We start from the raw sequence: 26,902 nt of genomic DNA, 5'->3' as shown, positions 1-26,902 counted from the left end.
GCCCCTGATTTGTATCGGGGGCTTATGTTTATTTATTGAGGTTTTGTATGACCCCTGTTGTTGCCCTGGTGGGACGCCCAAACGTTGGCAAGTCCACACTATTTAACCGTCTGACGCGTAGCCGGGACGCACTGGTGGCCGATTTCCCGGGATTAACTCGTGATCGTAAATATGGGCAGGCATCGTTCGGCGAATTGAATTTCATCGTTGTAGATACCGGCGGTATTGATGGTTCCGAGGAAGGGATCGAAGTCAAAATGGCAGAACAATCGCTGCAGGCGATTGAAGAAGCCGATGTTGTCTTATTCATGGTTGATGCCCGTGCAGGTGTGACCAGTGCTGATATTGGTATTGCTAACCATCTGCGTCGTCAACAAAAGAAAGTTTTTCTGGTTGCGAATAAAACTGATGGTATTGATGGAGATGCTCACTGTGCAGACTTTTATAGCCTGGCATTGGGTGAGATCCACCAGATTGCAGCAGCTCATGGACGAGGTGTTACTGCATTGCTTGAGAAAGCATTAGCACCGTTTCTTGAAGAATTAGTGGAGCCTACTGAGGAAGAAAAAGCGGCTGCGGAAGAGGCTGCTTATTGGGCTGCCTTTGAAGGTAAAGAAGAAGTTCTGCTGAACGAAGATGAGGAAGAGTTAACCGGTGAAGATCGTTATGCCGATCTACCGATTAAATTTGCAATCATCGGACGTCCGAACGTCGGCAAATCTACATTAACTAACCGCATGTTGGGTGAAGATCGCGTTATTGTTTTCGATATGCCGGGAACAACCCGTGATTCTATCTACATTCCGCTGGAACGAGACGAGCAGCAGTATATTGTCATTGATACCGCGGGTGTACGTAAGAAGAAAAAGATCTACGAAACAGTAGAAAAATTCTCGGTCGTTAAAACGTTGCAGGCGATTGAAGATGCTAACGTGGTATTGCTGCTGGTTGATGCTCGTGAAGGTATTTCTGATCAGGATCTCAGCCTGTTAGGATTCACGCTGCATTCTGGTCGTTCCATCGTGATCGCTGTCAACAAGTGGGATGGACTGGATCAGGACACCAAGGAAAAAATCAAAGAAGATCTGGAACGCCGTTTGGGTTTTGTTGATTTTGCCCGGGTCCATTTTATTTCTGCGTTGCATGGTTCTGGTGTCGGCAACCTGTTTGATTCTATTCAGGAAGCGTACCGTTCTGCGACTAAACGTATCAGTACCTCCATGCTGACCCGTATCATGAATATGGCTGCGGAAGATCATCAGCCACCATTGGTACGTGGCCGCCGTGTTAAGCTGAAATATGCGCATGCGGGTGGTTATAACCCGCCACGTATTATCATTCATGGTAACCAGGTGAATGATCTGCCCGACTCATATAAGCGTTATCTGATAAACTATTATCGTAAGTCGCTTAAAATTATGGGCACGCCTATCCATGTTGAATTCCAGGAAGGCGATAATCCGTTTGAGGGTAAGCGGAATAAACTGACTCCAAACCAGATCCGTAAGCGTCGTCGTATGATGAAGTTTGTGAAAAAGGGCTAATGCATAAGGAGAGGTGAAATGGCTTATCAAATCACCTGTCCTTCTTGTCAGCAAGAAGGGCTGGATCCAAGACAGAGTACAGCAACCTGTTCGCATTGCGCAAAGCAGTTTAAAATTGTTGGATTCTGTCCGACATGTCACGTTGAGCTGGAACGTCTGCAAGCTTGTGGTGCGTCAGAATTTTTCTGTAACACCTGCAACTCGATGATTTCAAAGCGACAGGCCGAATATCAGATTACACCTGTTTAATCATATAAAAGGGAAAGCCGGATGAAAATCCGGCTTTTTTGTCTCTATTTTTCAGGTAAAAAGTGGTTATACGCCACCAGATCCAAATGCCTCGGCAAATATCTGTTCGTCATTGACACCGATACGCTTTAACTCGCCGATATAATGACGCATGAACGACACGGGGCCACATAAATAATATTCCGCATTCAGGGCATCTGTTGGCAGGACATGTTCCAGCTGATAGGGTGCCTGTTTGGCATGGCTTTGGTGTGCCTCACGTTGATCGTAGAATACATGAAGCATGACACCATGTTTTTCTGCCACTGATTCTGCATGAGACTTAAATGCATGCGACGACTCATTTCTTGCTGAATGAATGAAATGCAATTCCCGGGTGCTATTTTTAGCTGTCAGATAATTCATGATGGAAATCATGGGGGTTATTCCCACCCCTCCACTCATTAAAACAACCGGTGCCTGAGACGTTTCATTGATATAGAAATCACCATAAGGCGCCGATAGCTCAATAATATGTCCTTCGGCATAGTGTTCATGGAGTAGATTTGAAACTTTTCCGGCGGGTTGTTCTGTATTGCCGTTTTCCCGTTTCACTGAGATCCGTAAATGACTCTGACCCGGCGCATCGGATAAGCTGTACTGGCGTGGCTGGAATAATCCCAGCTCCGGTACATAAATACGCACGCTGATATATTGTCCTGCCCTGAAATGAGGGATTGCACCGCCATCTAATGGTTCAAAACAGAACGATGTAATTTCATCACTTTCTTTGAGCTTTTTACTGATCCGGAAAGGACGCCAGCCGGTCCAGCCACCATCCGTATCAATAGATTGCTGGTATAAATCAGATTCAAAATTGATGAATAAATCGGCCAGTGAACCATAAGCTGCAGCCCAGGCATCTATCAGTTCAGGTGTTGCCGCATCACCCAGGACCTCCTTTATGGAGGCCAGCAGATGTTTGCCGACAATGGTGTAATGTTCAGCCCGAATCCCTAAGCTCACGTGTTTGTGCGCTACACGCGCAACAACCGGCAATAAAACAGAAGGGTCATCAATATGTTCAGCATAAGCCAGTACGGCGCCAGCTAACGCTTCTTGCTGGCGGCCGGTTTTCTGATGGCCCTGATTGAATATATTTTTTAACTCCGGGTTGTGGGTAAACATCCGGTTGTAAAAATGACTGGTAAGTGCCACGCCGCTGCTGCGTAATACCGGCACAGTTGCCCGGATCAGCGCTTTTTGTTGTTCATTCATGCCATATTCCTTCTTTTGGACATTGTCGCTGTATCAGATGGCATTATGGGTAGCTGGAAACAGCACATTGTTTTCAAGATGAATATGCGCCATCAAATCTTCCCGTAACTGTGTTAATCCGGTATAGAGTGCCCGCCAGGTGACACAGGCAAAAGGTGGTGGCGTGATGTCATCAGTCAGTTTGGCGATCATTTCTAAGCTGTCGCCATGTTGTTCATGCTCATGTTCCATCACCCGGATAGGACCCTGAGCTGTAAAGTATTCTCCGGTTTTTATCATTGGAAACAGGATCTGTTCTTCCTTTTGCATATGATTTTCTAATTCGCCATGCATGTATTCCAGATGAGATGACAATCCTTTCGGGCAGTCCGCTCTGTCACCATGAACATGTTCAACCCGCTTAGCCAGCCGGATCAGTTCAGGTAGCTGGATACGGTGGATGTTGTGATAGCGTTCCAGAATATGATCAATCAAGTTGGATGGTGAAGCATTCCGCCAGTCATGCGCTTCCGGCTGTAAGGAAACAACCGCATCCAGATCGGCGATAATTTGTTCGGCAGTAAAGTTACGTTCTGATATGGCTTCTGCCAGGCTTTTTTTACCACCACAGCAAAAATCAAGTTTATATTTATGAAATACGCGGGTGGCGCCGGGAATGTCGCAGGCCAGCTGCGCCAGAGTCTGTTCCAGATAATTCATATGATTACTCCGTGAGTATGGCAAAAGTTTGATTTCAATCAATTATTAGCATGAGGCGTGCCAACAATTAAGTTATTGATATTTATCAGTTTTATTTTTGGTGTGGTGATTTAAACCATTCTTGTGTATGGTATATAAAACCATTCAGGGTGATTTAAACCATGCTTGTTCATCAAATTATCCGGGATATAGCCTGTGAATTTCCGCGTGCAGTCAGAGAAGAACGATTAGTTGGTGCAATTCATACCTGGCTAAATTGTGGTGCGGTGGGGCTTTTAAAACAGGCTGGAGAAAGTCTGACGCCTGTGGCTGTTTCTGGTTTAGTGCCAGATACATTAGGCCGGCGGTTTGAAATTGTTAAGCATCCACGGTTAGCCGCCATTCTTGCTCAGCGTACGCCAGTCCATTTTGAGCCGGGAAACCCGCTTCCGGATCCATATGACGGTTTACTGGCATCTCATTTAGGCGAACCACTCCCGGTACATGATTGTCTTGGAATAAGTTTATATCTGGGGGATACCTGCTGGGGTGTTCTCACGTTGGATTCGGTTGATGAGATACCTTTTCCTCGCTCTGTCATTGATAGGATGCCGGAGATCGCTGCTTGTTGTGAGGCCGTGATCAGACTTTGCCGCCTGGAAGATGAAAATCGTGCTTTGCATTTGGCAAGTCGGATCGATGATGAATTAACCGGCGATGGTCATCTGGATGAGAACAGGGAAATTATCGGCCGTAGCCCGGTGTTACTACGTTTATTGCATGAGCTTGATATCGTGGCAGATTCAGATCTTCCGGTTCTGTTATCGGGTGAAACGGGGGTCGGTAAAGAGTTGCTTGCCCGGCGGATACACCGGAAATCATCGCGAGCCCATGCGCCGATGATTCATGTGAATTGTGCCGCACTGCCTGAATCGCTGATTGAGAGCGAATTGTTCGGCCATGTCAAAGGCGCATTTTCCGGCGCAGTCGCTGATCGTTCCGGCCGTTTTGAAGCTGCGGATGGTGGCGTTTTATTTCTGGATGAGGTTGGTGAGTTACCGCTTATTGCACAGGCAAAACTACTAAGAGCATTGCAAAACGGAGAAATTCAGCGGTTAGGCTCGGATAAGCCTTTAAAAGTAAATGTTCGTATTATCGCAGCGACTAACCGGGATTTGGCTGAACAGGTTCGGGGCGGCGAATTCAGGGCCGACCTGTATCATCGTCTTTCGGTTTATCCGGTTCCGGTACCACCTTTGCGCCAGCGGGGAGACGATGTGCTTCTGCTGGCAGGCTATTTTCTGGAATTGAACCGTACCCGGTTGGGTTTCAGAAGTCTGCGTTTGTCCCATCAGGCTGAACAGGCACTATGCGCATACTCCTGGCCCGGAAATATCAGGGAGCTGGAACATGTAATCAGCCGGGCTGCATTACGGGCTGTAAGTCAGGGGGCGATCAGGACAAATATTGTCACGCTTGAACCTCGCCATCTGGATCTGGACATTGTTTCCGCACAGGAGCAGTCCGGCATATCGCCTGATGCAGATGAAACACCGGCAATACAGGAAAACATACATGCCATGAAAGAGGCCGTTGAACAATTTCAGCGACAACTGATCAGAAGAACGCTTGCCAATAGCAATGATAACTGGGCGGAAGTTGCCCGGAAACTGGAACTGGATGCCAGCAATCTGCATAAGTTAGCCAAACGACTGGGTTTGAAATAAGGTAAATCAGAAATGATAGAAGGCCTGCCACGGCAGACCCTCTTAATAGAACTCAATTACAGCGACTGAGTGAAAGTACGGGTGATCACATCACGTTGCTGTTCCGGAGTCAGCGCGTTAAAACGCACTGCATAGCCAGAAACACGGATAGTCAGCTGCGGATATTTTTCCGGGTGCAGTACTGCATCTTCCAGTGTTTCACGACGTAAAACGTTCACATTCAGGTGCTGACCACCTTCGACCTGTGGCGCAACATTAACCGGTATTTCACGATATTCGATGGTACCCAGAGATGCTACAGCAACAACCTGATCTTCAGTGTAACGGGGATCTTTTGAGCACAGGCAACGCGCTTCCTGTGTTGCATCATCCAGCAACCAGAAAGAATTGATCAGTTCTGCATTAGCTGCCTGAGTGATTTGAATACCCTTAACCATGATGAACTCCTCGATAGTCTGGGGCGGTTCTTGTCACGATTACAAGAAAATGCCCCGTAGTGTCAGGTTGATTAAACCGCATCGGTTTAATCATGTATCTTTGATACTACATTAGTAAATTTACTAGCAGTGTGCAAGAGGAAACCCTTTTAAAAAAGGAGGGTATTACTGCCAAAAGGTTGATCAAAATCAATAAACATACATTTTGCATCTATCATTGGTTTTTTGGCGGGTTTACACCTGACTTGATCTTGTAAATTTACTACAAAATCATCCGATCCCGTTTCTGGATGAAGTACGATAAAATGAATTTCTAATTTAAAACCGGGGAACAGAATGCAGATGTGGAGTGATGTGCTGGGTCAGGAAAAACAACAGCCCTATTTTCAGGAAACCCTGAATTTTGTGCGACAGGAGCGTGAGGCTGGGAAGGTAATCTATCCGCCTGCAGCTGATGTTTTTAATGCTTTCAAATACACCGAATTTGCTGATGTGAAGGTCGTTATCCTGGGACAGGATCCGTATCACGGCCCTAATCAGGCGCACGGCCTGTGTTTTTCTGTCCTGCCTGGTGTTGCTGTTCCTCCGTCATTGGTCAACATTTATAAAGAGTTACAGCGGGATATTCCCGGTTTTGAAATACCAGGTCATGGTTACCTGTTGTCGTGGGCGCAGCAAGGGGTATTACTGTTGAATACAGTATTGACCGTGGAAGCGGGGAAAGCACATTCTCACGCATCACTTGGTTGGGAAAAATTTACTGATCGTGTCATTGCCGCATTAAATGATCATAGAGAGGGATTGGTTTTCCTGCTCTGGGGAAATCATGCGCAGAAAAAAGGGCAATATATTGATCGTCAGCGTCATCATGTACTGATGGCTCCTCATCCAAGTCCGTTATCTGCCCACCGGGGTTTTTTAGGTTGTGGCCACTTTTCTAAAACCAATCAGTTTTTAACTGAAACAGGTCAGCAACCTATTACCTGGCAAATTCCATCGATTACGTGATATTGCCGGCACATTTCAGGATGGATTCATGATCGATAATAAAATTCACTATAATTTGTAAACTATCATCATTTGGTCAGTTCGGGAGTGTGCGCCATGTTGGATATTTTGCACCAGGAACATATCAACATCGCCAAATTACTGGATGTGTTGCGCGATATCCTGGCTGCGATTCGTAGTGAGAAGCCTGTGCGCTTCAGTTTGCTCAGAGATGCGCTCAGCTATCTGGAAGAGGTCGCAGATACTTATCATCATCCACGGGAAGATCTGATATACGATTATTTCTCTGCGTATCGTTGTAATGAACCATCTGTGATTACGAATGAATTAAAGGAACAACATAAAGAGATTGTTAGTAGTGGGGAGGCATTGCGGGAGATGGTCGCAATGATCCTGATGGATGCTGTGATACCGCTGGATTATGTTGCTGCCGCCCTGGAACAGTTTATCGCTTTACAGCAGAAACACCTGGATTATGAGGAAAGCACCGTTTTCCCGTTGTTACGGCGTTCCCTGACAGAAGATGACTGGCGGCATTTAGAGCATAATTGGGCGCATATGACCGTTGATGATCCGCTATTCGGGCGAGAAATCGCCGAACGCTATCAGGATCTGGCCACACAACTTTTAGCAGTCTGAAGTTAAAAAATAAAAAACGGCGCTCATCGGCGCCGTTTTTTAATTCAGAGAAATATCATTAATACTCAGTTCATAGTTTAAATCGATAGACTGCAATTCCCGTTGCAAGCGATATCTGTCTTTTAATGCCTCGATTTCTCTCCATCTGCGTTTTTTGTTTGTTTGGCGTTGACGTACATCAATATCAATGACAACCAGCTCTTCCGTTTCCAGTGAGAACCTGTCCATGGAACTACCTCCTCGTCTCAAACTACAGAACGTACAAACTTTGAAAAGCATTTTACGGGCCAGAAATTACCTGAGCATAAATGAGCATACGTTGGCTTGCTTCAGGCGGAATCCGTCTGTCCGCATTCTGATAACTGCTTTCCGTATATCACAGCTATTCAGAAACTAAAATACGGACATGACGAAACTATTACAGAGTTCAAAGGTTGAAAAAGTCATAATGATCATCAGGTAAAAAAGGAATTTGCTTTACTGGCTTCAAAAGAGAATTAACAGGAATAAACTGCATAATAATTTCATATTTTGAATATTTATGCTGGTTAGTGAAAATAATATCAATAATAATTTTGTATTTAGGGCTTATACTGGTATTTTTCCGGGTATTATCTTTATGATGATTTTTTGTCTTCGGTGTTGATTGGGAAAGGCTCAGATATGGAGCAGATGGCCACCTTAGAGGTGCAAAATTTATGCAAACGCTTCGGCTCAAATGAGGTGCTGAAGGGTATTAGTCTGACCGCGAATAAGGGTGATGTTATTTCCATTATCGGCTCATCCGGGTCTGGTAAGTCGACATTTTTACGCTGTATTAATTTGCTGGAAACGCCTACCAGTGGTGACGTTTATGTCCATGGTGAGCTAATTCGTATGAAAACTGACAAATCCGGTGAGCGGGTTCCGGCTGATCCAAAACAGGTGGCCAGAATACGTTCCCGCCTGGCGATGGTGTTTCAGGGATTTAATCTGTGGTCACACATGACCGTCCTGCAAAACATCATTGAAGTGCCGGTGCATGTATTGAAAGTTCCGCGTCAGGAAGCAATTGATAAAGCCGAGGCGTTGTTGCAGCGGGTTGGTTTATATGAACGCCGGGACTACTATCCGGGACATCTGTCCGGCGGTCAGCAGCAGCGGGCAGCAATTGCGCGGGCGTTGGCAGTTGATCCTGAAGTCATGTTATTTGATGAACCCACATCTGCATTGGATCCTGAATTGGTCGGTGAGGTGTTATCAGTCATGCGTGGTCTGGCGGAAGAAGGCCGCACCATGCTGGTGGTTACCCATGAAATGGCATTTGCACGTGATGTTTCTAACAAGGTATTGTTTTTGCATCAGGGGCGTGTTGAAGAAGAAGGCGATCCGAAAGTGTTATTCGCTAATCCTAAATCGGACCGTTTCCGTCAGTTTATCTCGTCTACTTATTAATATTGGTTCCATTCCAGCAAGGAGCAATCAATGAAAAAATTTTTATTAACGGTAATCATGGCCAGCCTGATGGTAACTGGTGTTCAGGCAAAGCAGTGGAAAGAAGTTCGTGTCGCGATTGAGGGGGCTTACCCTCCGTTTTCCAGTGTTGACGAAAAAGGACAGTTACAGGGTTTTGACGTTGATATTACCAATGCGCTGTGTGAACAGATGAAGGTGAAATGTACCATCGTCAAACAGGATTGGGATGGCATGATTCCTGGCCTGCTGGCTCGCAAATTTGATGCGATTATTGCTACGATGGATATCACTGCAGAACGTAAAAAACGCATTGATTTCTCTGATAAATATCAGCATGTTCCAGCCCATTTTGCTGCCAAGAAAGGCACAGCGCTTGAGCTGACCAGTGCCTTCATGACAGACAAGAAAATCGGTGTGCAACGCGCTACATCCATGGATACCTATGTATCGGATAACTTCCCGGATGCCACCATCAAACGTTACGGTACTGCAGATGAAGCTTATCTGGATCTGAAAGCAGGCCGTGTAGATTATGTGCTGGCTGATACTGCATCACTGATTGATGGTCTGGTGAAAAAATCTAATGGTGAATTCAGCCTGGTCGGTCCTGGTCTGACAGATAAAAAATGGTTTGGTGAAGGTGCCGGTGTTGCCTTGCGTAAAGGTGATGGTGACCTGAAGGCCATGTTTAACAAAGCCATTCTGGATATCCGTGCTAACGGTAAATATAAAGAGATCAATGACAAATACTTTGATTTTGACATCTACGGCGAATAATTCCCGTTCGTGCAATCTCTCTGGTATTCAACGGGCCCGCTTAAGGGCCCGTTTTGATGGATAAAGGTATGTTAGATTTGAAAGGTTACGGCGCCACTATTCTTGACGGTGCCTGGATCACGCTGGAAGTAGCATTACTGTCAGTGCTTGTTGCTGTCATTCTGGGAATGATGGGGGCTTTGGCCAAGCTTTCAAAAAATCGGGTGGCAAAAAGTGTTGCGACTTTTTACACCACGATTGTGCGGGGTATTCCCGATTTGATTCTGATGATGCTGATTTTCTTTGGTGGTCAGATTTTCCTGAATTTCTTATGTACCCAAATCAACGAAGGACTGAATAACTGGTTCACTGAGCGTGATCCCGCGCATGAATGGGTTTCTTATGTTCCTGATTATATTGATATAAGCCCGTTCATTGCGGGTGTTTTGGCTATCGGATTTATTTTCGGCGCTTATATGGCTGAAACATTCCGTGGCGCTATTCTGGCCATTGAGCGGGGACAACTGGAAGCTGCATACGCATATGGTATGTCTCCGTGGCAGGTTTTCCATCGGGTTCTGTTCCCTCAGATGGTGCGTCATGCCTTACCTGGCTTTGGAAATAACTGGCTGGTTTTATTAAAAACGACAGCACTGGTATCGGTCATCGGGCTGGATGATATGGTACGAAAAGCGGGATTAGCAGCGGGTAGTACACAGTTGCCATTTACTTTCTATATGGCTGTGGCGTTAATTTTTCTGGCGTTCACGGCAATTTCCACGGCTTTGCTGCGCTGGGCAGAAGTCCGTTATGCAATTAAAACGAGGTAAGCCGGATGTTTGATTTTTCCATTATTCTTGATGAATGGCCGACTTACCTTGAGGGATTAATAAATACCAGCTGGCTGGTGGTGGTCTCATTAATCGTCGGGTTGTGTATTGCGATTCCGGTGGGGATTTTTCGCAGCAGCAACAATGCCTTCTTGCGTTATCCGGCCTGGGCGTATATCTATTTTTTCCGCGGAACGCCGTTACTGGTTCAGCTGTTCATCATTTATTACGGAGCGGGTCAATGGCAGTGGTTACAGCACTCATGGGCCTGGAAATGGTTTCAGGAGGCCTGGTTCTGCTCTCTGCTGGCCTTTGCCCTGAATACCGGCGCTTATACCGCCGAAATTGTACGGGGCTCGATTCAGATGATACCGAAAGGAGAGCTGGAAGCGGCGGCGTCATTTGGTATGTCCGGCTGGCAGATGTTGCGTCATATTATTCTGCCTAGTGCACTGCGTCGCGCATTGCCTGCCTATAGTAATGAAGTCATTCTGATGCTTCATGGTTCTTCTGTGGCCGGTGTTATTACGGTTGTCGATTTAACGGGCGCTGCCCGTATTATTAATGCCCGGTATTACACGCCTTTTGAAGCGTTTATTACGGCTGGTTTACTCTATCTGATGCTGAGTCTGATGCTGGTTTGGGGCTTCCGTTGCCTGGAACGTCACTGGTACGCACATTTACGTCCACGAATCGGTTAAGCATATATTCCCGGGGATCTATAGCGTGGTACCATACAGCTGCGCGTGCATATCTGTTAAGGGTTCCATCTTGTTTATCCGATTGTTCATCAGTTTTTGTTGTCTGGTCTGTAGTCTGGTTGTTTTTGCTGATGAACAGGTGAAGTTTTTACCAGCACCGAAATGGGTACAGGAGGTGAAGCCTCCTGTGTCCTCAGTACAGGCATCCGTTGGCGGGTTGCGACATTTATTGATCGACCGCCAGTTAAATCTGGAGATGCCGCAAGTCTCGCGCTATTTCCGTTATGTGACGGAAATAACCAGCACTGAGGGTCTTGAACAAGCCTCTCAGCTCTCATTTGAATTTGATCCTGGTTTTGAAACTCTCCAGATTCATCAGGTACGGGTGATACGAAAGGGTATAACCCTGGATCGTCTGGAACCTCAGGAACTGCGGATTTTTCAGCGCGAACCGGATTTGGAACATTATCTCTACTCCGGTACCAAAACAGCGTATCTGATTTTACCGGATATCCGGGTTGGCGATATTCTGGAATACAGTTACACCCTCACAGGTAATAATCCGGTGATGGGTAATAAATTCAGTAAACAAATTCAACTTGATTGGGATATGCCCGTAGCCCTGAATTCTGTCAGAGTTTTAGTTAATTCAGGCCGGACCCTCTATTATTCCGTCCCCGAAAATCCTAATGGCAAGCTCACCATGACGGAAACTTCCACGCACCGGGAGTTATTATGGCAGGAGTCACCTGTTCGGGCTATTACTGTGGATGATGATGTGCCAGCCTGGTTTACGCCTTATCATTACTGGTCGCTCAGTGAGTTTTCTTCATGGGCCGATGTGGCCATGTGGGCGTATCCTCTGTATGAACAGGCCGCAGTTATTGAGCCGGTAATACAAAAAGCCGCAGATCAGCTGATGTCGTCATCACAGAAACCGGAAGACCATGTAATGGCGGCATTACAGTTTGTGCAACAACAGATCCGTTATCTCGGTATTGAAGATGGTATAGGCTCCCATCTGCCGCGGAAAGCGTCGGATACCCTCTATCGTCGGTATGGGGACTGTAAGGATAAAACCGTTTTACTCATGGCATTGCTGAAAGCAATGGGGTTCAGTCCACAGGCTGCTCTGGTGAGTCTTGAACAAGGGGCCACATTGCCCAGCCAGCTACCGTCACCTTATGCTTTTGATCATGTGATCGTTACGCTTCGGCTGAATGATCAGCAATATTGGCTGGATGGGACAAACCTGAATCAGGGAACGGATATTAACTCCATCGGTGTGCCTTATCTGCATTATGCATTACCTGTTGCGACGGATAGTAAAGAGCTTGTCGCTATGGATGATAAGTACCGTATTGCAGAAGCCGTATTACGGCGGGAGCTATGGCTGGATAAACCGCAAAGTCGTCTCATGGTCGAGGCGATTTATTCCGGACATGAAGCTGAAAGTCAGCGCTCATCCTGGAAAGACATTCCTCTTCAGCAAATTACACATCAGTTGCTGGGATATTATTCAAAGCTCTATCCGGATCTGGAGGGTACCTCTCAGCCGGATATGCAGGATAGTCTGCGCAAAAATGAACTGATTGTGCGTCAGCAATTTTCATTATCTGCCGGAATTGATGAGCTAATGAAAAATGGATTGCCTCTCTACGCAGATCTGATGGATTCGTATCTGAAAACGATTGATAGTGCGAGAAAACAGCCTCTGGCGTTGAGTGCCCCTGTCAGGATCAGACAAGAGTTTATTTTTCATCTGCCTCATGATGTGAATATCGCAGATTACAGTCAGCAATATGATAACGCTGTCTTTAAATTCAGTGTCTGGGTTCGGCAGATAAATCCTCGTTTACTGCGGGTAACTTACCGCTATCAGAACAGGCTTGATCATGTCCCTGTGCGTGAACTGGCCCGTTACCGGGAAGCTGTGGAGCAGGCAAGGGATGAGCTGGCATTTAACTTTACGCTTATGCCTGCCAGCTCAGCCACAGCCAATACAGAGACAGAGAAAACTAAATAAACTCAGCCCAGATCGGAGCATGGTCAGATGGTTTATCCATGCTTCTTATCTGATAGTCTATACCGGTCTGCTGCAAGCGTTGCTGCAAGGCCGGGGTAGCTAATAACAAATCAATTCTTAGTCCCCTGTTATCATCAAATCCCCGGCTGCGGTAATCAAACCATGAGAAATGCTGGTTGGAATCAGGATTCTGGCTACGCCATGTGTCCACCAAGCCCCAGGAGAGCAGTTCATTCAGCCACTCCCGCTCTTCCGGCAGGAAAGAGCATTTGCCGGTTTGCAGCCAGCGTTTCCGGTTTGCCTCACCAATGCCAATATCTAAATCTGTTGAGGATATATTCATGTCCCCCATGATCACGATATCTTCATCCGGGGTATGATTTTGTTGCAAATATTTCAGCAGGTCCCGGTAAAACTTTTGTTTGGCCGGGAATTTAACCGGGTGATCGCGCGATTCTCCCTGAGGAAAGTAACCATTGAAAACAGTCAGCTGACGTCCGTTTTCCTGCCGGAAACGGCCGATAATCAAACGTCGCTGAGATTCTTCATCATCGTCAGGGAATCCTTTAATTACAACATCCGGAGTTTGACGCGACAATAATGCAACACCATAGTGTGCCTTTTGCCCATGGTACTGCACCTGATATCCCAGCTCTTCAATGATGTTTACCGGAAAAGCATCATCATGCACTTTGGTTTCCTGCAAACCAATAATGTCAGGATTATGCTGTTCAACAATAGCTTGTAATTGATGTGGTCTGGCACGAAGTCCGTTGATATTAAAAGATATAATTTTCATCTGATATGATTCATCTCAGTGCTTTGTGGGTTCAGCCAAAATGTTGGTAATCATCTTTGAAATTATGCTGATTGTCTGGAAACAGTCCAGGAACCGATGAATGAATAATAAAATAAATTCTATTCGGTGTGTGAGGCGGCTGAAAATAAGAGGATTTAAGAAGGAGATGGTGGAGGGGGAAGGATTCGAACCTTCGAAGGCAGAGCCGTCAGATTTACAGTCTGATCCCTTTGGCCGCTCGGGAACCCCTCCACGAGCTTTACGTTTTTGATGCACTGAATGGTGGAGGGGGAAGGATTCGAACCTTCGAAGGCAGAGCCGTCAGATTTACAGTCTGATCCCTTTGGCCGCTCGGGAACCCCTCCTCGAGTGCGGAGCGAATACTACCAGAATCTTTGGGTTTGTGAACCCCGAATCTGATAAAAACAGCTCATATCAGTTCAAGTGCTTATTTTTCAGGCTTTTTGTGTCTAAAAATCAGGTTGGTGAGTGTTTTCTGGGCAGAGGCGGTGCGATTTTAAATATGAAGAAATGGCCACAGAACAACTTTCTGTGGCCAGAACAGGAGTTGTTATGACGCAGATACGTAACGTTGTTCGAGATAATGCCGGAACCATTGTGTATTCAATGTTTCACCCGTGGCCTGACGCACCAGTTCATCGGTACTGAGCAGGCTGGCTTTTTCCCATACATGAGTTCTTAACCAGTTGAAGATGAGTGGCAAACCATCCTGAGCTGTAATCAAATCACCAATATTGCCCACATCCCGCTCAATGGCACCTGCGAACTGTGCAGCATAGAGAGCACCTAATGTATAACTTGGAAAGTAGCCGAAAGAGCCGTCGGTCCAGTGAATATCCTGCATACAGCCAATAGCATCATTACCTTTGGTGCTAAGCCCTAGATATTGCTGCATTTTGGTATTCCAGACTTCAGGCAGATCATGAACCTGAATTTTCCCTTCTATCAGTGCCTGTTCAATTTCAAAACGTAAAATAATATGAGCTGGATAGGTCAGTTCATCGGCGTCCACGCGGATAAAGCCCGGTTCAACACGGCTGTACAGCTGAATGAGGTTTTCTGCTTCCAGCGCAGGCTGATCGCCGAAATGCTGTTTAATCAGTGGCGCAATACGCTGGATAAACGCAGGATGACGAGCCAGCTGCATTTCGAAAAACAGGCTCTGACTTTCATGGATACCCATAGAACGGGCTTCGCCTGCAGGTTGTCCCTGCCATTCAGCCGGTAATCCCTGTTCATAACGGGCGTGTCCGGTCTCATGGATAACGCCCATCAGGCTGGACATGAAGTCCTGCTCGTTATAGCGGGTGGTAATGCGCACATCTTCTGGTACGCCACCGCAGAATGGGTGAGTGCTGATATCCAGACGGCCATGGTTAAAATCAAAATCCAGCATTTTCATGGCATGTAAGCCCAGAGACTTCTGTCTGGCAACAGAGAACGGACCCTCGGGTCTGATCGGGTTAAACTGAGATTGACGTTCGCCAGCCTGACGGATGATTTGTGGCAGCCAGGTTTTAAGCTCATTAAATATACGGAGTAACTGATGACTAGTCATGCCGGGCTCATAGAGATCGATCAGACTGTCATAAGGCGAGAGTTCTAATGCTTCTGCCCGGATTTGAGCCGCTTCACGGGTAAGGTCCACAACAATCTTCAGATTTGGCTCGAACCCTTTCCAATCATTGTTTTTTCGTTGTTCCCGCCAGGCATGTTCACATCGGGAACCCGCTAGTGCTCTGGCCTGTACCAGATCATCCGGTAGCAGAGCTGCATTTTGCCAGCGGCGACGCATTTCATGCAGGTTGGCTTTCTGGTGGTCTGATAATTCTTCATTTTCGGCTGTGTTCAGCCAGTCTGCGACTTCCAGTGCAGTAAGTTTCTGATGTTGTAATAATGCCAGTTCAGCTAAAGCCGCGCCCCGGGCCTGATTTCCGCCGTCGGGCATCATGGTTGCCTGATCCCAGCCACAAATAGCCTGCAGGTGTTGCAGATGATGTAATTGCTGAAAACGTTGTTCTAATAACTGATAAGACATGTTGTTTTTCCTGTTCTCTTTCTGCAGCAATTAATTACGTTGTTGCAGTCATAATAGCGTCCGGGTCTTTATCAGACCAGTAATTAACTCTTGACCCGATTGAGATACTGACAGGCAGTTAGCAGTTCATTTCGTGTTGACATTGGTAAGTTTATATCCGTTTGATTCCAGCAGTTTTAACAGCCCGTCATTACCATAAAGGTGCATGGCACCAACGACGATAAAATGATTGGCCGGAGACTGAGCCATAATTTTCGGTATCCAGCGCTGGTTCCTTTCCTTGATCAAATATTGTTTGAGATAGTGCTGTAATTCAGGACTGGTGGCGTCATCATCGAGTAATGCCTGTATTTTTTCCCGATCACCTTTTTCCCAGGCTTTAATCAATTCCGGGAGATCTTCATGGACTTTACTGATTTGCTGTAGCGTAGCATCCAGAAAATCATCCTCAATATCTCCCAGATTTGCCAGATAGGTTAGCTGTTGCTCCGGTGTTTCCAGCCAGGTAACGGGTACCTGACGGTTTTTGGCCTGACTGATGAAATATTGATCAATTCCGAATGCGGGTTGATAACCAGCGAGCTGAATGGCCTGCTGCTGCAAGGTGATGGCGATAAACCAGGGACGGAAATGAGCCAGTAAGGGTTCTTTCAGCTGATATTGCGAAGCAACATCCATGGTTTTCCGGTAAAGCGGTTCACTGAGTTGCCGGATTAATGCGGTATCTGGGGGTAACATTGCATAGTTGAGCAATGTCTGATTATTTTCAGGCGAGTTGCTCAGATCGGTTTCCACGATTAAATTTTCAGCGCTGGCCCAGCTTTGCATGATGACCGGCGATAGTGGATACATCTCTTCACTACCAACATGAATGGAACCCAGTAGCCATAATTTTTGCGATCCGCGTTCTGCCAGCCAGAAATCGGGTGCGGAAGCAGCCAGTATATGACCCGGTGACAGGCTTAGCAGTAACAGCCCCAGCCAGCTAGCCTCTTTCATTCCTGAAATCAGCGAATTACCATAGTGCCGTAGTCTTTTTTTCATGGAGATATGTAATGCCTCATATTCGATGCCGGGGAATGCAACGTGAAACAGTTGTTGCAATCAGTGAAACGCTGGTTGAACAACTGGCTGATTTAACCAAAGCGCCTGCCGCTCATTTTACTGTTGAGTATATTCCGACTGAGTTTATTGCGACACGCTTTGGTGGACAGGCATATCCATTTATTGAGCTTTTCTGGTTCGATCGGGGACAGGAAATGCAGGATGCTGCAGCGAAACTGATTACATCAATTGTCCGGCCGGTTGTCGGAAATGATGCTGAAATAGCAGTTGTCGTTCAGCCACTGAACCGGAGTGGTTATTACGATAACGGTGAACATTATTAACCAGCAGATAAATGCCGCTATTACAAAGCGGCATTTTTTTCGTCAGGCAGAGCGGCAAAGGATATTGTCCAGCCAGCGGGCCGGAAGCAGTCGTCTTAATACAGCAAACAGGTGAGTGGGAAAGGTGACACCATAGCGGACTCTGGCCCGGTTACTTCGTAGCGCATGCAGTGCCGGTGCCACGCAGGACTCCGGTTCCAGTGTAAACGGATTTTTGGGCTCAGGCCGTTGTAAACGTTGTAATGTTAGCTGATAAATTACCTGGTGCCGGCTTCCGTTGACATCAATATTCTGTAGAAACTTTTTAAGCGCGTTACTGCGGAATTGACTGCGTACCGGGCCGGGCTCAATCAGGCTGACTTGGACCGCCGTATCGCGTAATTCAAGGCGAAGTGTATCGGTATAACCTTCCAGGGCAAACTTGCTGGCGTTATAGGCGCCACGATATTTCATCGCTACCAGACCCAGCAGCGAGCTGACCTGAATGATTCGTCCCCGGTTATTTTTGAGCATGACAGGCAGGATCTGACGGATAAGATGATGCCAGCCAAATAAATTGGTACTGAATTGTGCCCGTAGCGCCTGGGTCGGTAAATCCTCGATGGCACCAGGCTGGCCATAAGCACCATTATTTATGAGTCCGTATAGTTGACCAGAAGACTGAGTTAAAGCCCATCCGGCAGCCTGCTCAATACTCTTTTCATTATCCAAATCTAACAGATGCGCATTCAGACCGGATTCGCTCAGACGTTTAACATCAGCATCGTTTCTGGCTGTTGCCAATACATTAAACCCTTCCTGCTGTAACCGTTGCGCTAAATGTAAACCGATACCGGTTGAGCAGCCTGTAATGAGAATAAAATCGGACATGGTATTTTTCCCGGATAACAGCAAGCAGGTTTTATCTTAGAATGAAGACGTGCAGAAAACAAAATCGGGAGCACTGGCTCCCGATTTTTCTTGAACATACTGTAATCACACGCCATTGTCATCAAGTCTGACGGTCAGTGTCTGACCTGGTTTAAGGCGGTTATGATCCAGTCCATTCCAGCGCACCAGATCGTTTACTTTGATTTGGAATTTCTCTGCGATGGAAGAAAGCGAATCTCCACGGCGAACTTCATAACGCTTGGATTTTGCTGCTTTTGCAACAGACAGTTTAGATGCTTTGCCTGACGCCTTTTTCGTTGGCGCATTAACTAACAGCACCTGACCTGCCTTCAGTTTCTTCTTGCTCAACTTGTTCCATTGCATCAGCTGTTTCTCGGATACACCGTAAGAGCTGGCAATAGTCCATAACGTATCACCACGTTTTACTTTATGATGAACGGCAATAACTGACGTTGTTTTTGTGGTACGGCCACCAGCGGCAGAATCATTTTCATTATTGCTGGCTACTGCAACGCGTTCACTGTCACTGCGCATCCGTTTTTGCGGTGACATGTCTGCCAACGCTAACTCCAGTTCATCAGCTACGTTAATCGGCACCAGAAGATGATTCGGACCTTGCGGTGACGTGGCGTTACGATTGAAGCCAGGGTTCAGTCGTTTTAATGCTGGCAAGGACATATTGGCTTGTTCTGCCGCAGTCCGGAGATCGATCTGACCATTGGTATCAATTAAACGCACTGATGGGCGGTTAGGTATTTTAGGCAGGTCGATCCCATATTTTTTGGCATTTTTAATGACGTCAGCCAGTGCCATCAGCCGAGGTACATATTCCATGGTCTGACGTGGCAAATTCAGAGAAAAGAAATCAGTCGCTTTACCGCGGGATCGGTTAGCCTCGATCGCATTCTGAATACGACCTTCTCCTGCATTATAAGCAGCCACTGCATTCAGCCAGTCGCCTTCAAAGTAGGCATTAAGCTGAGCAAGGTAATCTAATGCAGCCTGAGTTGATGCGACAACGTCACGACGACCGTCATACCAGTAATCCTGTTTCAGACCGTAACGTCGGCCTGACGCACTAAGAAATTGCCATAAGCCAACAGCGTTGCCATGGGAGCGGGCATTAGGGTTATATGCACTTTCAACAATGGGCAATAACACCAGCTCCATTGGCATCTGACGTTTATCTATTTCCTCGGTGATCAGATGGAGGAAAGGGGCGGCACGTTCGGTAACTGTGCGCAGGTATTTAGGATGTTTGATGTACCAGTCTCGGAATGCGATGACGTCTGGATCGTTTGGCATGGGCAGTTGCATCTCGTCAGCAATGCGATCCCACATATACGGGTGTGAGCGTTCCGATCGATCCAGTGCCGAAGTCGCATGCGACCTGTAATTCGACATTACGTTAACGGTAGAACCCAAATTATTTTTATCTGAGTCGGTTTGTAACGCCTGGCAACCGGTCAGCAACAACGCGCCCAGAAGGGCCAAATGTAGCTTCATGTTCATCCAGTCATCCTTAAAATTTTGACAGATGGTAAGTGTGATTGGGGTTCAGATCAAGCCTTGCATAAATTATGCTCATTTACAGGTTAAAGATTATTCTTTTTTTCACGTAAAATAGCAAAGATCTGGATCTCATTTTCGAGATAGAGATTGCTTGAATTCTGAGCGAAAACTGCTACTGAGGGCATTTTCGTCCGTAAAAACACATTACTCTGTTTTTCAATTTCTATCGTGGAGGGCAGCGTTGGACAACCTTGTTGCCGCAATTTACTCACTTCTTTAATTCGCTTTATTGTGAACATATTATCTGGTTCAACAAGCAGGCAGTAGCTTAAATTATTGTAAGTATATTCATGAGCAGGATAAACCAATGTATCCTCAGGTAAGGTGGTCAGCCGTTGCAGAGAGTTATACAGCTGTTCTGCTGTTCCGGTAAACAAACGACCGCAGCCTCCGGAAAAGAGTGTATCGCCACAAAACAGGGCACCATGACTATGGAACACAATATGTTCAGCAGTATGCCCCGGGGTATGCCAGACAGTGAATGTTAGTCCAAGATCCGGGAAACTGATCAGATCCTGATCATTCATGGGTTTTAACTGAGGTACGGCGGATAATGTTATCTTGGGTCCATAAACCTCACATTGTGGGTATAACTCTGACAATGCGGCGACACCGTCAACATGATCATGATGATGATGCGTAAGAAAAATAGCCCGGAGATTTAATGATTGCTGACGGAGCCGTTCAATAACGGGGGCCGATTCACCAGGATCCACAACAATGGCTTGATCTCCCTGTTTTATCAGCCAAATATAGTTATCTTGACGACTTGGAATTGTTTGTACCTGCAACATGTGATGTGCTCCGGGTCTGATGACAGAAGTTGTGTATAGAATGAATAAGAAAGAAAGGCAACATTTACCCGTATTGAGGGGATGAAGTGAAACCAGCAAAAACAAACCGGGAAATCATTGCACCAGAAACCTGGACTGAATTGCCAATGGGCGATTGGCTGGCAATGGAAATTCAGCACAAGCTGGATGAATGGTGTCCTTTTATGTTTGGCTACCACCTTCTGAAGCTCGGTACTTTAAGCAGCCAGCTCTCCTGTACCGCGTCCGCCATTCGTCATCAGTGTGCAATTGCTTCATCTGGCGTTTCTCTCGGTATTATTGCTGATGTTGATGAGTTGCCAATCCGTTCCGGCAGTGTTGATGCCTGTTTGCTGGCTCATTTGCTGGATTTCAGCAATGATCCGCACCAGATATTAAGAGAGGCGGAGCGGGTTTTAACTCCGGATGGCTGGATTATTATCAGTGGATTTAACCCTTATAGCGTGGTTGGTCTTGGCAAGTTATTACCGAATCTGCGCCGTCGGTTACCCTGGTCGGCTCGTATGTTTTCGCCAGAGCGTGTGCTGGATTGGTTGCATTTGCTCGGCTTTGAAATCGTACACATTGAAGGTTTTGCTTATTCTGCACTGAAACGTCGCAACCGTACCCATGGTTTACGGGACAATACCGGGAAACGGAGTGGTCACCGTTTTGCGTCAACTTATATGCTGGCCGCAAGAAAGCGAACGATTCCGTTAACCCGTATTCAGGAAACAGCCTGGCTAAGACGCCCGGTCATGGTTGGTGGCATGGCCAGACTAAAAAATCCGGCCTGCAGTAACAGCGGGAATGTGAAATATTAAGTTTGATAACCAGAATCAGGACGACGATCATCTGCCATCGCAGCATTCCGGGCAAGCTCATCACAGCGTTCATTCTCCGGATGTCCCGAGTGGCCTTTCACCCAATGCCATTCAACATCATGACGTTGTATTTCGGCATCCAGTAATAACCAGAGGTCCACATTTTTTACCGGTTCCCGATTTGCTGTTTTCCAACCCTTCTTTTTCCAGCCGTGGATCCACTGCGTAATCCCCTGACGCACGTACTGACTATCCGTGGTCAGTTGGACCTGACATGGTTCGGTTAATGATTGCAGGCCGGCTATCGCAGCCATCAGCTCCATACGGTTATTGGTGGTTAACTCATAACCCTGAGCTAATTCTTTACGGTGTTGTTTGTAAATCAGCACTGCGGCATAACCGCCCGGTCCGGGATTTCCCAGACAGGAACCGTCAGTGTAGAGAGTTATCTGTTTTAACATCTGTGTCGTGGTATTCTGAGCATCTGAGTAAAGTGTGACATAAAAGTGCTATGAACCCAATGCAAACCAACCGCCAGATTGTTCTGGATACCGAAACCACTGGTATGAATCAAAACGGTGGCCCTCATTATATAGGCCACCGTATTATCGAAATCGGCTGTGTAGAGGTTATTAACCGGCGATTAACCGGTAATCACTATCATGTTTATATCAAACCTGATCGTCTGGTGGATGAAGAGGCATTCCGTGTTCATGGGATCAGCGATGCCTTTCTGGCGGATAAACCGCCCTTTGCGGCAATCGCACAGGAATTCCGGGATTTTATCAAAGGTGCTGAACTTGTTATTCATAATGCGTCGTTCGACGTGGGCTTTATGGACTATGAGTTTGAAAAGCTGGGCTGGACCGAGCGAACCAGGGATCTCTGCCAGGTTACCGATTCGCTGGCATTAGCCCGAAGTCAGTTTCCTGGTAAGCGGAACAGCCTGGATGCGCTTTGTTCCCGATTCGGTATCGATAATTCTCATCGCACCTTGCACGGCGCGTTACTTGACGCCGAAATTCTGGCTGATGTCTATTTATTGATGACCGGTGGGCAAACCCGGCTGGAGTTACATGCTGGCGTTAATGATAATAGTTCAGGCGTATCTGTTTCCGGACATCAGCCTAAAATGTTACAACGTAATGGTGAACTCAGAATTCTCCGGGCTTCAGTTGATGAATTGGCCGAACATGAGAAAAGACTGGATTTGGTTTCCAAAAAAGGTGGTAGTTGTCTCTGGCGACCAACGCAGGAATAAATTGTTTTTCCATATAACTATCTGAAAGGAAAAATAGAATATATGTATCAGGAATTGATCAAGCAGGAATTGGTAACAGCTCAGCAGGCATTGGCTGATTTTATTGCTGATGCTGAAAATATTAATGCTATAGAACAGGCTGCGAAACTGATTGCTGCCTCCTTGCGTACTGGCGGTAAAGTGATGTCATGCGGCAATGGTGGTTCTCATTGTGATGCCATGCATTTTGCGGAAGAGCTAACGGGTCGTTACCGGGAAGATCGTCCGGGTTATGCGGGGATTGCTATTTCTGATCCAAGTCATTTGTCCTGTGTATCTAATGACTACGGTTATCAGTATGTTTTTTCCCGTTATCTGGAGGCGGTTGGCCGTCCAGGTGATGTGATGCTGGGGATCTCAACCAGTGGTAATTCGCAGAATATTATTACCGCGATTGAATCAGCGAAAGTAAAAGGCATCAAGGTCGTCGCGTTAACCGGTAAAGATGGCGGCAAAATGGCCGGATTGGCTGATGTAGAGATCCGGGTTCCTTATTTTGGTTATGCCGATCGTATTCAGGAAATTCATATCAAGATTATTCATATTTTGATTATGCTGATCGAAAAAGAATTAGCTGACTGATTGCTCTGAGGTGAGACGGTGTGTGAATTACTGGGCATGAGTGCGAATGTCCCTACTGATATCTGTTTCAGTTTCACTGGTCTGGTCCAGCGTGGAGGCCGGACAGGTCCTCACGTAGATGGCTGGGGCATTACTTTCTATGAAGGAAAGGGGTGCCGGACATTTAAAGATCCGGTTGCCTGTGCGCAGTCACAAATAGCCAGGCTGGTGCAGGAATACCCGATAAAAAGCTGTGCGGTTGTCAGTCATATCCGACAAGCCAACCGTGGCAGTGTCGCGCTGGAAAATACTCATCCGTTCACGCGTGAACTCTGGGGACGTTACTGGACGTTTGCACACAATGGTCAGTTAACAAATTATGAATCTCTGGATTGTGACAGATTTGAACCTGTTGGCCAGACAGACAGTGAAAAGTCATTCTGCTGGCTGTTAAACCAGCTGGAGAAACAATTCCCGGTATTTCCCGAGACGCCGGAAACGTTATTCCGGTTTCTGGCAACATTATGTGATCAGCTGATGGCTCTCGGCGTATTCAATATGCTGCTGTCAGATGGTGAATATCTGATTACATATTGCACAACCAATTTGCATAGCATTACCCGCAGAGCACCGTTTGGCCAGGCAAAGTTAATCGATGATGATGTGACGATTGATTTTCAGCAGGAAACAACGCCGGATGATGTAGTGACTGTGATTGCGACTCAGCCACTGACTCATAACGAAAACTGGCTGAAAATGGAGAGAGGGGAACTGAATGTTTTCCGTCTGGGCGAAAAAGTACTGACGATTGTAAGCGGAAAAAATCAGGGAGCCTGAGCTCCCTGATGTGATTAATTATTCTGTCTGTTCCATGACGTCATCGTCACTGGCATAACCTGATGCCGGAAGGCATTCACCATCCAGCCAGGCTTTACCCTCTTTCATGACTAAACGCTGCTGACAAAACCAGTTAATCACCAACGGGTAGATCTGATGTTCCTGTACGTGAACCCGCTGTGCCAGTTCTTCGACAGTATCGTCCGCAAAAACGGGAACTTTAGCCTGCAGGATCACCGGTCCGCCATCCAGCTCTTCTGTTACAAAATGCACACTGGCACCATGTTCAGAATCACCGGCATCAAGTGCACGCTGATGAGTGTGCAATCCCTGATATTTCGGCAATAAGGATGGATGAATGTTCAGCATCCGGCCTGCATAATGATTCACAAATGCAGGTGTCAGGATACGCATAAACCCAGCCATTATGATCAAATCAGGCTGATGACGATCGATCTCCGCCATCAGCGCTGCATCATATTGATCTCTGTCCGGGTGATCCTTATGGGAAATCACTGCGGTATGAATATCCACCGTCTGCGCGCGTTGTAGACCATAGGCATCAGCCCGGTTACTAATCACTGCAGCTACACGCCCCGATATTTTTCCAGCCTTGCAGGCATCAATAACTGCCTGCAAGTTACTACCGGTTCCGGAGATCAGAACAACCAGATTCATTAGTTGATTTCTACCTGTTTTTCACCGGCAGCGGCTGTTTCAATGCGACCAATCAGCCATGCATTTTCACCTTCCGCTTTCAGCAGAGCCAGTGCAGCATCAACCTGATCCTGAGGCAGCGCGATGATCATGCCAACGCCACAGTTGAAGGTACGGTACATTTCATACGTTTCAACATTGCCACTCTTCTGCAGCCAATTGAATACTTCTGGCCATTGCCAGCTGGAGCCGTCAATCACTGCTTTGGTGTTTTCTGGCAGTACACGCGGGATGTTTTCCCAGAAACCGCCGCCAGTGATGTGGGACAGTGCATGAACTTCACAGTTTTTCAGCAGTTTCAGGACTGGTTTCACATAGATGCGGGTTGGTGCCAGCAGCGCGTTAGCCAGAGTAGTGTCACCCAGTGGCTGTTGTACGTCAGCTTTGCTGACTTCCAGGATTTTACGGATCAGAGAGAAACCGTTTGAGTGCGGGCCGGAAGAGGCCAGAGCAATCAGTGCATCACCCGCAGCTACTTTAGAGCCATCAATGATTTCAGATGCTTCAACCACACCCACGCAGAAGCCGGCCATGTCATAGTCTTCGCCTTCGTACATGCCTGGCATTTCAGCAGTTTCACCACCGACTAATGCACAGTTAGATTGCTCACAACCTGCACCAATACCAGTAACTACTGCTGCCGCTGTATCTACATCCAATTTACCGGTTGCGTAGTAATCCAGGAAGAACAATGGTTCTGCACCCTGAACGATCAAATCGTTCACGCACATTGCAACCAGATCGATACCCACGGTATCGTGCTTTTTCAGATCGATCGCCAGACGTAATTTGGTGCCAACACCATCAGTTCCAGAAACCAGAATAGGCTCGCGATAGCCAGCCGGAATACGGCACAGAGCACCAAAACCACCTAGTCCGCCCATTACTTCAGGACGGCGAGTGCGCTTGGCTACTCCTTTGATACGTTCAACCAGGGCATTACCTGCATCGATATCAACGCCAGCGTCCTTGTAGCTCAGTGAAGTCTTGTCAGTCACGATAGATCCTTGTCGTAATCGCTGTTAAGGGGGAGATTAAACAGTCTCTATTCTAGCAGTCACAAACGCAGAGAAAAAGAAAACCTGTGGTTTGTAGCAGAAAACATTCATTTTCAGGATAACCGGATGATAAAATCTTCTCCGGATAATGAATTTACGGAGGTCATAATGAAGGTCATCGAGGTGAAACACCCGCTGGTGAAACATAAACTGGGTCTGATGCGCGAAGCTGATATCAGCACCAAGCGGTTTCGTGAATTAGCCAAAGAAGTTGGCAGCCTGCTGACATACGAAGCGACCTCTGATTTTGAAACTGAAAAGGTAACCATTGATGGTTGGAATGGTCCGGTAGAAGTGGATCAGATCAAAGGGAAAAAGGTCACTGTAGTACCAATTCTGCGTGCCGGTTTAGGCATGATGGATGGGGTGCTGGAACACATGCCTAGTGCACGTGTGAGTGTAGTGGGTATTTACCGCGATGAAGAAACACTCCAGCCGGTCCCATATTTCCAGAAAATTGTCAGCAACATTGATGAACGTCTGGCGCTGATTGTTGATCCGATGCTGGCAACTGGCGGTTCGATGATTGCCACTATCGATCTGTTGAAACAAAAGGGTTGCAAACAGATCAAAGTAATTGTGCTGGTAGCTGCGCCGGAAGGTCTGGCTGCGCTGCAGGCTGCACATGATGATGTTGAAGTGTACTGCGCATCAATTGATCAGGGGCTGAACGAGAAGGGCTACATCATTCCTGGTCTGGGTGATGCCGGCGATAAAATTTTCGGTACCAAATAGTTATTTGGTTACTCCAGAGTCTGGGATGGTTCTGCCATCTCA

Annotated in this window: 29 protein-coding genes and 2 tRNA genes; 16 read left to right on the top strand and 15 right to left on the bottom strand. The window is 46.8% G+C overall.

The window, feature by feature from the left end; genetic code table 11:
• The first annotated feature begins 47 nt into the window (after positions 1–47).
• Complete coding sequence (gene der, locus HNR75_RS11295) at positions 48–1,544, top strand: ribosome biogenesis GTPase Der (protein ID WP_188027074.1); 1,497 nt, start codon at positions 48–50, stop codon at positions 1,542–1,544.
• An 18-nt stretch (positions 1,545–1,562) separates the two neighbouring features.
• Positions 1,563–1,793 carry a zinc ribbon domain-containing protein gene (locus tag HNR75_RS11290; protein ID WP_188027073.1) on the top strand — a complete coding sequence of 77 codons (231 nt, stop codon included), beginning with the start codon at positions 1,563–1,565 and terminating at the stop codon, positions 1,791–1,793.
• A gap of 66 nt (positions 1,794–1,859) precedes the next feature.
• Here HNR75_RS11290 and hmpA read toward each other — a convergent pair whose 3' ends face one another.
• A complete protein-coding gene (gene hmpA, locus HNR75_RS11285) occupies positions 1,860–3,050 on the bottom strand; it encodes an NO-inducible flavohemoprotein (RefSeq protein ID WP_188027072.1) in 1,191 nt (396 codons plus the stop codon).
• Positions 3,051–3,083: 33 nt separating this feature from the next.
• Positions 3,084–3,749, bottom strand: coding sequence for an iron-sulfur cluster repair protein YtfE (gene ytfE, locus HNR75_RS11280; protein ID WP_188027071.1), 666 nt, complete (start codon positions 3,747–3,749; stop codon positions 3,084–3,086).
• A 161-nt stretch (positions 3,750–3,910) separates the two neighbouring features.
• Between ytfE and norR the strand changes: the two genes are divergently transcribed.
• Complete coding sequence (gene norR, locus HNR75_RS11275; RefSeq protein ID WP_188027070.1) at positions 3,911–5,455, top strand: nitric oxide reductase transcriptional regulator NorR; 1,545 nt, start codon at positions 3,911–3,913, stop codon at positions 5,453–5,455.
• A gap of 56 nt (positions 5,456–5,511) precedes the next feature.
• Here norR and grcA read toward each other — a convergent pair whose 3' ends face one another.
• Positions 5,512–5,892: an autonomous glycyl radical cofactor GrcA gene (gene grcA, locus HNR75_RS11270; RefSeq protein ID WP_188027069.1), complete on the bottom strand. Its 381-nt coding sequence runs from the start codon at positions 5,890–5,892 to the stop codon at positions 5,512–5,514.
• A 336-nt stretch (positions 5,893–6,228) separates the two neighbouring features.
• Here grcA and ung point away from each other — a divergent pair, with 336 nt between their 5' ends.
• Together ung and HNR75_RS11260 are read left to right on the top strand one after the other, a co-directional pair.
• A complete protein-coding gene (gene ung / locus HNR75_RS11265) occupies positions 6,229–6,900 on the top strand; it encodes a uracil-DNA glycosylase (protein WP_188027068.1) in 672 nt (223 codons plus the stop codon).
• A gap of 96 nt (positions 6,901–6,996) precedes the next feature.
• Complete coding sequence (locus HNR75_RS11260; protein ID WP_188027067.1) at positions 6,997–7,539, top strand: hemerythrin domain-containing protein; 543 nt, start codon at positions 6,997–6,999, stop codon at positions 7,537–7,539.
• A gap of 39 nt (positions 7,540–7,578) precedes the next feature.
• Here HNR75_RS11260 and HNR75_RS11255 read toward each other — a convergent pair whose 3' ends face one another.
• A complete protein-coding gene (locus HNR75_RS11255) occupies positions 7,579–7,767 on the bottom strand; it encodes a DUF3545 family protein (protein WP_188027066.1) in 189 nt (62 codons plus the stop codon).
• Between the two features lie 435 nt (positions 7,768–8,202).
• On the opposite strand from HNR75_RS11255, the gene HNR75_RS11250 reads away from it, so the two are divergent.
• The 5 genes from HNR75_RS11250 (at position 8,203) to HNR75_RS11230 (ending at position 13,307) form a co-directional block, all read left to right on the top strand.
• Positions 8,203–8,973: an ABC transporter ATP-binding protein gene (locus HNR75_RS11250; RefSeq protein WP_188027065.1), complete on the top strand. Its 771-nt coding sequence runs from the start codon at positions 8,203–8,205 to the stop codon at positions 8,971–8,973.
• A 30-nt stretch (positions 8,974–9,003) separates the two neighbouring features.
• A complete protein-coding gene (locus HNR75_RS11245) occupies positions 9,004–9,771 on the top strand; it encodes an ABC transporter substrate-binding protein (RefSeq protein ID WP_188027064.1) in 768 nt (255 codons plus the stop codon).
• A gap of 68 nt (positions 9,772–9,839) precedes the next feature.
• Positions 9,840–10,580 (top strand): ABC transporter permease, encoded by a 741-nt coding sequence (locus tag HNR75_RS11240; RefSeq protein ID WP_188027063.1) that lies wholly within the window; start codon positions 9,840–9,842, stop codon positions 10,578–10,580.
• Positions 10,581–10,585: 5 nt separating this feature from the next.
• Complete coding sequence (locus HNR75_RS11235) at positions 10,586–11,281, top strand: ABC transporter permease (protein WP_188027062.1); 696 nt, start codon at positions 10,586–10,588, stop codon at positions 11,279–11,281.
• A 70-nt stretch (positions 11,282–11,351) separates the two neighbouring features.
• Positions 11,352–13,307: a DUF3857 domain-containing transglutaminase family protein gene (locus HNR75_RS11230; RefSeq protein WP_188027061.1), complete on the top strand. Its 1,956-nt coding sequence runs from the start codon at positions 11,352–11,354 to the stop codon at positions 13,305–13,307.
• Here the strand turns inward: HNR75_RS11230 and xthA are convergent.
• From xthA to HNR75_RS11205, 5 genes are all read right to left on the bottom strand, one after another.
• A complete protein-coding gene (xthA, locus tag HNR75_RS11225) occupies positions 13,300–14,106 on the bottom strand; it encodes an exodeoxyribonuclease III (RefSeq protein WP_188027060.1) in 807 nt (268 codons plus the stop codon). The two genes, HNR75_RS11230 and xthA, sit on opposite strands and share 8 nt — an antisense overlap.
• Before the next feature lie 167 nt (positions 14,107–14,273).
• Positions 14,274–14,358 (bottom strand) — tRNA-Tyr (locus HNR75_RS11220).
• Positions 14,359–14,386: 28 nt separating this feature from the next.
• Positions 14,387–14,471, bottom strand: a tRNA-Tyr gene (locus HNR75_RS11215).
• A 206-nt stretch (positions 14,472–14,677) separates the two neighbouring features.
• Positions 14,678–16,165: a carboxypeptidase M32 gene (locus HNR75_RS11210; RefSeq protein WP_188027059.1), complete on the bottom strand. Its 1,488-nt coding sequence runs from the start codon at positions 16,163–16,165 to the stop codon at positions 14,678–14,680.
• Between the two features lie 126 nt (positions 16,166–16,291).
• Positions 16,292–17,209, bottom strand: coding sequence for a TraB/GumN family protein (locus HNR75_RS11205; RefSeq protein WP_188027058.1), 918 nt, complete (start codon positions 17,207–17,209; stop codon positions 16,292–16,294).
• An 11-nt stretch (positions 17,210–17,220) separates the two neighbouring features.
• Here HNR75_RS11205 and HNR75_RS11200 point away from each other — a divergent pair, with 11 nt between their 5' ends.
• Positions 17,221–17,553 carry a DUF1904 family protein gene (locus tag HNR75_RS11200; protein WP_188027057.1) on the top strand — a complete coding sequence of 111 codons (333 nt, stop codon included), beginning with the start codon at positions 17,221–17,223 and terminating at the stop codon, positions 17,551–17,553.
• A 42-nt stretch (positions 17,554–17,595) separates the two neighbouring features.
• Here the strand turns inward: HNR75_RS11200 and HNR75_RS11195 are convergent, their stop codons facing one another.
• From HNR75_RS11195 to gloB, 3 genes are all read right to left on the bottom strand, one after another.
• The gene (locus HNR75_RS11195; RefSeq protein WP_188027056.1) at positions 17,596–18,423 is read right to left on the bottom strand and encodes an SDR family oxidoreductase; all 828 of its coding nucleotides are present in this window, start codon (positions 18,421–18,423) and stop codon (positions 17,596–17,598) included.
• Between the two features lie 105 nt (positions 18,424–18,528).
• Positions 18,529–19,956, bottom strand: coding sequence for a LysM peptidoglycan-binding domain-containing protein (locus tag HNR75_RS11190; protein WP_188027055.1), 1,428 nt, complete (start codon positions 19,954–19,956; stop codon positions 18,529–18,531).
• A gap of 83 nt (positions 19,957–20,039) precedes the next feature.
• The gene (gene gloB, locus HNR75_RS11185; RefSeq protein WP_188027054.1) at positions 20,040–20,810 is read right to left on the bottom strand and encodes a hydroxyacylglutathione hydrolase; all 771 of its coding nucleotides are present in this window, start codon (positions 20,808–20,810) and stop codon (positions 20,040–20,042) included.
• Between the two features lie 86 nt (positions 20,811–20,896).
• Between gloB and HNR75_RS11180 the strand changes: the two genes are divergently transcribed.
• Positions 20,897–21,652: a methyltransferase domain-containing protein gene (locus HNR75_RS11180; protein ID WP_188027053.1), complete on the top strand. Its 756-nt coding sequence runs from the start codon at positions 20,897–20,899 to the stop codon at positions 21,650–21,652.
• On the opposite strand, the gene rnhA is transcribed toward HNR75_RS11180, so the two are convergent.
• Entirely contained in the window at positions 21,649–22,113 is a 465-nt protein-coding gene (gene rnhA, locus HNR75_RS11175) for a ribonuclease HI (RefSeq protein ID WP_188027052.1), read from the bottom strand. The two genes, HNR75_RS11180 and rnhA, sit on opposite strands and share 4 nt — an antisense overlap.
• 50 nt (positions 22,114–22,163) lie before the next feature.
• Here rnhA and dnaQ point away from each other — a divergent pair, with 50 nt between their 5' ends.
• The 3 genes from dnaQ to HNR75_RS11160 are packed head-to-tail and all read left to right on the top strand — an operon-like array spanning position 22,164 to position 24,350.
• On the top strand, positions 22,164–22,913 hold the full coding sequence (dnaQ, locus tag HNR75_RS11170) for a DNA polymerase III subunit epsilon (protein WP_188027051.1): 750 nt from the start codon (positions 22,164–22,166) through the stop codon (positions 22,911–22,913).
• Between the two features lie 42 nt (positions 22,914–22,955).
• Positions 22,956–23,534, top strand: a complete 579-nt coding sequence (gene lpcA, locus HNR75_RS11165; RefSeq protein ID WP_188027050.1) for a D-sedoheptulose 7-phosphate isomerase — start codon at positions 22,956–22,958, stop codon at positions 23,532–23,534.
• A gap of 18 nt (positions 23,535–23,552) precedes the next feature.
• Positions 23,553–24,350, top strand: a complete 798-nt coding sequence (locus tag HNR75_RS11160) for a class II glutamine amidotransferase (protein WP_188027049.1) — start codon at positions 23,553–23,555, stop codon at positions 24,348–24,350.
• Between the two features lie 18 nt (positions 24,351–24,368).
• Here the strand turns inward: HNR75_RS11160 and purN are convergent, their stop codons facing one another.
• Positions 24,369–25,028: a phosphoribosylglycinamide formyltransferase gene (purN, locus tag HNR75_RS11155; RefSeq protein ID WP_188027048.1), complete on the bottom strand. Its 660-nt coding sequence runs from the start codon at positions 25,026–25,028 to the stop codon at positions 24,369–24,371.
• Entirely contained in the window at positions 25,028–26,065 is a 1,038-nt protein-coding gene (purM, locus tag HNR75_RS11150; protein ID WP_188027047.1) for a phosphoribosylformylglycinamidine cyclo-ligase, read from the bottom strand. The genes purN and purM overlap by 1 nt, the downstream gene beginning before the upstream one ends.
• Before the next feature lie 168 nt (positions 26,066–26,233).
• On the opposite strand from purM, the gene upp reads away from it, so the two are divergent.
• Entirely contained in the window at positions 26,234–26,860 is a 627-nt protein-coding gene (gene upp / locus HNR75_RS11145; protein ID WP_012729144.1) for a uracil phosphoribosyltransferase, read from the top strand.
• The last annotated feature ends 42 nt before the right edge of the window (positions 26,861–26,902 follow it).

This window comes from Tolumonas osonensis (genome assembly GCF_014202415.1).
Classification (GTDB): domain Bacteria; phylum Pseudomonadota; class Gammaproteobacteria; order Enterobacterales; family Aeromonadaceae; genus Tolumonas; species Tolumonas osonensis.
The sequence above is the reverse complement of the archived record's forward strand: the minus strand, read 5'-3'. Positions and strand labels throughout refer to the sequence as shown.

Bases quoted from the DNA above. Each gene is read 5' to 3' on its own strand.
- grcA (WP_188027069.1), bottom strand. From the start codon at position 5,892: ATGGTTAAGGGTATTCAAATCACTCAGGCAGCTAATGCAGAACTGATC.
- HNR75_RS11190 (WP_188027055.1), bottom strand. From the start codon at position 19,956: ATGAACATGAAGCTACATTTGGCCCTTCTGGGCGCGTTGTTGCTGACC.
- HNR75_RS11205 (WP_188027058.1), bottom strand. From the start codon at position 17,209: ATGAAAAAAAGACTACGGCACTATGGTAATTCGCTGATTTCAGGAATG.
- lpcA (WP_188027050.1), top strand. From the start codon at position 22,956: ATGTATCAGGAATTGATCAAGCAGGAATTGGTAACAGCTCAGCAGGCA.
- upp (WP_012729144.1), top strand. From the start codon at position 26,234: ATGAAGGTCATCGAGGTGAAACACCCGCTGGTGAAACATAAACTGGGT.
- HNR75_RS11255 (WP_188027066.1), bottom strand. From the start codon at position 7,767: ATGGACAGGTTCTCACTGGAAACGGAAGAGCTGGTTGTCATTGATATT.
- norR (WP_188027070.1), top strand. From the start codon at position 3,911: ATGCTTGTTCATCAAATTATCCGGGATATAGCCTGTGAATTTCCGCGT.
- HNR75_RS11195 (WP_188027056.1), bottom strand. From the start codon at position 18,423: ATGTCCGATTTTATTCTCATTACAGGCTGCTCAACCGGTATCGGTTTA.
- HNR75_RS11290 (WP_188027073.1), top strand. From the start codon at position 1,563: ATGGCTTATCAAATCACCTGTCCTTCTTGTCAGCAAGAAGGGCTGGAT.
- HNR75_RS11250 (WP_188027065.1), top strand. From the start codon at position 8,203: ATGGAGCAGATGGCCACCTTAGAGGTGCAAAATTTATGCAAACGCTTC.
- xthA (WP_188027060.1), bottom strand. From the start codon at position 14,106: ATGAAAATTATATCTTTTAATATCAACGGACTTCGTGCCAGACCACAT.
- HNR75_RS11240 (WP_188027063.1), top strand. From the start codon at position 9,840: ATGTTAGATTTGAAAGGTTACGGCGCCACTATTCTTGACGGTGCCTGG.
- HNR75_RS11245 (WP_188027064.1), top strand. From the start codon at position 9,004: ATGAAAAAATTTTTATTAACGGTAATCATGGCCAGCCTGATGGTAACT.
- gloB (WP_188027054.1), bottom strand. From the start codon at position 20,810: ATGTTGCAGGTACAAACAATTCCAAGTCGTCAAGATAACTATATTTGG.
- ung (WP_188027068.1), top strand. From the start codon at position 6,229: ATGCAGATGTGGAGTGATGTGCTGGGTCAGGAAAAACAACAGCCCTAT.
- dnaQ (WP_188027051.1), top strand. From the start codon at position 22,164: ATGAACCCAATGCAAACCAACCGCCAGATTGTTCTGGATACCGAAACC.
- rnhA (WP_188027052.1), bottom strand. From the start codon at position 22,113: ATGTTAAAACAGATAACTCTCTACACTGACGGTTCCTGTCTGGGAAAT.
- HNR75_RS11260 (WP_188027067.1), top strand. From the start codon at position 6,997: ATGTTGGATATTTTGCACCAGGAACATATCAACATCGCCAAATTACTG.
- der (WP_188027074.1), top strand. From the start codon at position 48: ATGACCCCTGTTGTTGCCCTGGTGGGACGCCCAAACGTTGGCAAGTCC.
- ytfE (WP_188027071.1), bottom strand. From the start codon at position 3,749: ATGAATTATCTGGAACAGACTCTGGCGCAGCTGGCCTGCGACATTCCC.
- hmpA (WP_188027072.1), bottom strand. From the start codon at position 3,050: ATGAATGAACAACAAAAAGCGCTGATCCGGGCAACTGTGCCGGTATTA.
- purN (WP_188027048.1), bottom strand. From the start codon at position 25,028: ATGAATCTGGTTGTTCTGATCTCCGGAACCGGTAGTAACTTGCAGGCA.
- HNR75_RS11235 (WP_188027062.1), top strand. From the start codon at position 10,586: ATGTTTGATTTTTCCATTATTCTTGATGAATGGCCGACTTACCTTGAG.
- HNR75_RS11200 (WP_188027057.1), top strand. From the start codon at position 17,221: ATGCCTCATATTCGATGCCGGGGAATGCAACGTGAAACAGTTGTTGCA.
- HNR75_RS11210 (WP_188027059.1), bottom strand. From the start codon at position 16,165: ATGTCTTATCAGTTATTAGAACAACGTTTTCAGCAATTACATCATCTG.